Genomic DNA, 3,977 nt, shown 5'->3' with positions numbered 1-3,977 from the left:
CACCCCCGCCAGCCCGAACGTCTCCCAGCGGGAGGGAAAGAGATAGATGTCGGCGGCCGCGAGCAGCGCGCCGAGCTCTTCGCGCGGCAGGGCGCCGACGAGGTGAAGGCGCTGCGCGACGCCGAGCCGCCGCGCCAGCAGCAGCAGCGCGCGCTGCTCTGGCCCGTCGCCGGCGATGACGAGATGCGCCCGCGTCAGCCGGGCGAGGGCGGCGACGGCCAGCCGGTGGTTCTTCTGGTCGGCGAGCCGTCCCGTCGCGACGAGGACCGGGGCGTCCGCTGCGATGCCGCGCTCGGCGCGCCAATCCCGTGGTCGCGAGGGCCGCGGCAATTGCGCGACCCCGTGGGGGATCTCGATGATCCGTCCGCGATAGCGCCGCGGATAGCCGGCAAAGGCCGCGCTTGTGGCTCGCGAGTTCGAGATGATGTGGGTATGGAGCCCCGTCACGCCGGCCAGCCGGTCCCACAGGCGCCAGGCCGGCCGGATCGCCTCCGGTATCGCTGTCTGGTGCGTCGCCCGCACGCGGACCCTCGCGAGCATGCCGAAAAACGCACCGATGAGCGCTGCCGCCGGCTGGTAGCCGAGAATGACGTCGGGCCGGGCGCAAAGGATATGCCCGGCAATCCCCGCCAGATGCACCAGCTTCCCCGGCAGGCCTGCGCCATCGGCAAGGCTCAGCGTCCGCACCGCGCAGCCGCGTCCGGCAAGCCCCGCCGCCACGGTCTCGGCGAGCGTCCTCACGCCCCCGACCTCGGCATTGCTGACCAGCTGCAGGACGCGCGGCGGTCTCATCGGGCGAGCGGCGCGCGCGACCAGAGCGCAAGGCACGCGATCGAGACGAGCCCCGCGAACCAGATGGCGTCGCCCCGGTTGAACAGCACCGCCTCGAAGGACGAGATCATCATCAGAAAGAGCCAGCCGGCGACGAGGAACTCGAGGAACGCCCGCTCGCGCGCGCTCCTCAGCCCGCGTTTGATGGCAAGGATATGCCGCAGCGGCATTACCAACGTCCACATCAGCACCAGCACCAGCCCCGGCAACCCCGCGGCGATCGCGGTCTCCAGAAACCCGTTGTGCGCATGCGACATCAGCGCGGCGGTGCTGCCGGTGTCCGCCACCGAATAGGTGAGGCTCGTATCCCAGAAGAGCGCATAGCCGTAGCCGGCGACCGGCGCGCGCCCGATGGCATCGAGCGCCAGCGACCACACGTCGCTGCGCCCGGTAAAGCTCGCATCCGGCAGCACGGCGGCGACTGCGCCCTGCAGGCCCGGAACCAGCACGGTGCCGACGGTCGCCAGCCCCAGCCCCCCGATCGCGCCGAGCGCCACTATGACCGTCACCCAGGCCGACCGCGCGCGAACGATGATCGCGGCGCCGGCGAGCGCCGGCAGGAAGAGCAGCGCCGCCGATTTGGCGCCCGACATGGCGAGCAGCACCAGCGCGCTCGCCAGGATCCACGCCCCCCAGGCCGGCCGCCCCGCCCGCATCAGCAGCAGGCCGAAGAACGCGAAGTGCGCCGCCATCGGCCCGAGGTCGTTCTTGTGCTTGAAGATGCCGCGCCAGTCGCCGGCGAGCCCCTGCTCGACCACGTCCATGGCCGTATGGACGGCGAGCTCGGGCACGGCGAGGACGCCGAGGAAGCTGAGGGCGATCGCCGCGCTCGCGGCGACGCCATAGGCGGCGAGGAACGGCTCGAAGCGGTCGAAAAGCAGCGGCAGCGCATAGGCGATAAGCACCACGCTTGCGGCCAGCGCCAGCCGGTTGAGCGCCAGGCCCGGCGCCGGCGAGAACACGGCGGCGAGGGCGAACCAGACGAACACCGCCGCCAGCCACGCGCCCGCCGCCCCCGCAAGGCTCCCGAACCTTCCGCGCATCCACACAAAGCCCGCGCAGGCGAGCGTAATGGCGATGGTCGAGAGCCGCCGCCAGCCGTTCGACTGGGTCGGGTCCGAGAGCGATCCGTAGTCCTGGAGGCTGGCGAAGGGCTGCGCCTGCGTCCAGATGACGAGGGCAGCGATGACGAGCAGCGCCGAGGCCGAGGCTGCGCCCGCGAAGCCGGCCGAAGGACGCGCGGTCAAGGCGTACGTCATCTCAGCGGCTCCGCAGGCGCGCCCGGCGCACGCCGCGCTTGCTGTGGAGGAGCAGCAGCAGCGCCGCGCGCGGATTGGTGGTGAGGTATCGCATCGCCAGCCGCCGCGGCTCGATCGCCGTGCGGAACGCCCATTCCAGCCCGCTCCGCTGCATCCAAGCCGGCGCGCGCCGGGCCGAGCCGGAGAGGAAATCGAAGAGTCCGCCGCCGGTCTTGATCAGTCCCACCTGCGGCAGGGCATGGGCGAAGCGCATGTAGAAGTGCTGCTCGCGCGGCACCCCGAGCGCCACCCAGAGGATGTCGGGCGCGAGCGAGTTGATCTCGTCCAGCCGCTCGATCCATTCGGCATGGCCGCGAAAGCCGTGCAGGCGTCCGGCGATGCGGATGTGCGGGTAGAGCTGGCGCACGGCCTCGACCGCCCGGCGGTTTTCCTCTTCGCGTGCGCCGAGGAAGAACATGCCGACCGAACGCCCCCGCGCGGCCTCGGCCACGTCGTGGAAGAGATCGGTCGTCGCCACCCGCTCGGGCAGGGCCGCGCCGGTCATCGGGCCCGACGCGGCGACGAGCGGCTGGCCGTCGCAGCTGACGAGATCGGCGTAGAGCAGCGCCTCGCGCAGGCCTTCGTCCTGGGCGGCAATGGAAAGCACCTGTCCGTTGACGCTGGTTGCGACCCAGGGGCGGCCGGCGCGCCGGTAGTCGCGCACGAGCGAGAGCATCAGTTCGGCGGTCTGCCGGCGATCGAGCCGGGCAACCGGCAGGCGTCCCAGCTCCACGGTCTCGATCTCGGGATAGACGATCTGCAGCATCGCTCACCCGCCCGTATCGCGCCCGGCGAGCCGGCGCAGGTGCGCGCGCACGAACGCGCCGTAGTCGGAAGGGGTGGCCCCGTCCGCCGCCAGCAGCGCCGGCGCCGCCCCCGGGCTGTAGCACCAGGCCGTGTGTCCGAGGCCGAACCCGTCGAGCACCGTCTCGATGAACGGCCGGCCGAAATCCTCGATGGATCCCTGCAGGCCATCCGAGCATTCCGGGCAGAACCCCCATTCGGTGACGACGACGGGCTTGGTCTCGTGCAGACGATCGAGGCTGCGCAGCCATCGGTCGGGCAGGTGCCGGTCCTCGTTGGGATAGGCGTGCCAGGCATAGGCGGCGCGCGGATCGGAGACGGGGTTGTCGGCGACGCCCACGAGGTCGTGCGCGAAACGCCCGCCGGCGCAGAGCACGACGTTGTCGCTGCGCATGCGGATCTCGGCGACGATCTCCTCCCAGGCGGCGCGCAGCACCGGCCAGTGCTCGCCGGTCGAATCCCAGAGGGTCTCGTCGACGACGGGCTCGTTCCAGATTTCGAGGAGGATGGCCGGGTCCTGCCCGTAGCGCCCGGCGATGTGCCGCCAGAAGCTCCTGGCCAGGGCGATGTCGGAAAGATAGACGTCCGGCGGCAGGCCCCATTCGGGCGGCGGCGCCGGCTGATAGCCGCCGGGAAAGCCGATGGCGTGCCAGTCGATGATGACGAAAAGGCCTTCGGCGCGCGCCGCCGCGACATCGGCCTCGAGCAGCTGGTCCATGCGCGCCGGATCGATCCGCCAATGGCCGGGATGCACGCTGATGCGCACGCAGTTCGCCGCCCAGTCGCGCGCGATGACCACATAGTCGGAAGCCGCCCGCCCGGCCCGGATGTAGTAGGGATCGCCGACGGCAATCCCGACGAGCCGCAGGGGCTGGCCGCCATAGGTCAGGCGGTTGCCGGCGACTTCGATGCGCGTCTGTGTGCGGGCCCAGGCGCGGGGCAGGGGCGCGAGAACGGCGGCCGATGCCGCGCCAGTTAGGAAACTCCGGCGACGGAGGCGCAGGCGGCCCGACTCCCCTCCCCCTTGAGGGGAGGGGTCGGGGG

The 3,977-nt window shown here is 71.8% G+C and carries 4 protein-coding genes; all 4 read right to left on the bottom strand.

From position 1 onward, the window contains the following. A partial coding sequence (locus tag VE25_RS18800; protein ID WP_052732085.1) for a glycosyltransferase family 4 protein occupies nucleotides 1–792 on the bottom strand: 792 nt, incomplete at its 3' end. Beyond that, on the bottom strand, nucleotides 789–2,090 hold the full coding sequence (locus VE25_RS18795) for an O-antigen ligase family protein (protein WP_046110207.1): 1,302 nt from the start codon (nucleotides 2,088–2,090) through the stop codon (nucleotides 789–791). The genes VE25_RS18800 and VE25_RS18795, both read right to left, overlap by 4 nt. Nucleotide 2,091: 1 nt before the next feature. Next, on the bottom strand, nucleotides 2,092–2,895 hold the full coding sequence (locus VE25_RS18790; RefSeq protein ID WP_046110206.1) for a WecB/TagA/CpsF family glycosyltransferase: 804 nt from the start codon (nucleotides 2,893–2,895) through the stop codon (nucleotides 2,092–2,094). A gap of 3 nt (nucleotides 2,896–2,898) precedes the next feature. Then, nucleotides 2,899–3,977 (bottom strand): glycoside hydrolase family 5 protein (locus VE25_RS18785; protein ID WP_046110205.1); only part of this gene is annotated, 1,079 nt, incomplete at its 5' end.

It is taken from the genome of Devosia geojensis (genome assembly GCF_000969415.1).
GTDB lineage: Bacteria > Pseudomonadota > Alphaproteobacteria > Rhizobiales > Devosiaceae > Devosia > Devosia geojensis.
The sequence above is the reverse complement of the archived record's forward strand: the minus strand, read 5'-3'. Positions and strand labels throughout refer to the sequence as shown.

Bases quoted from the DNA above. Each gene is read 5' to 3' on its own strand.
- VE25_RS18795 (WP_046110207.1), bottom strand. From the start codon at position 2,090: ATGACGTACGCCTTGACCGCGCGTCCTTCGGCCGGCTTCGCGGGCGCA.
- VE25_RS18790 (WP_046110206.1), bottom strand. From the start codon at position 2,895: ATGCTGCAGATCGTCTATCCCGAGATCGAGACCGTGGAGCTGGGACGC.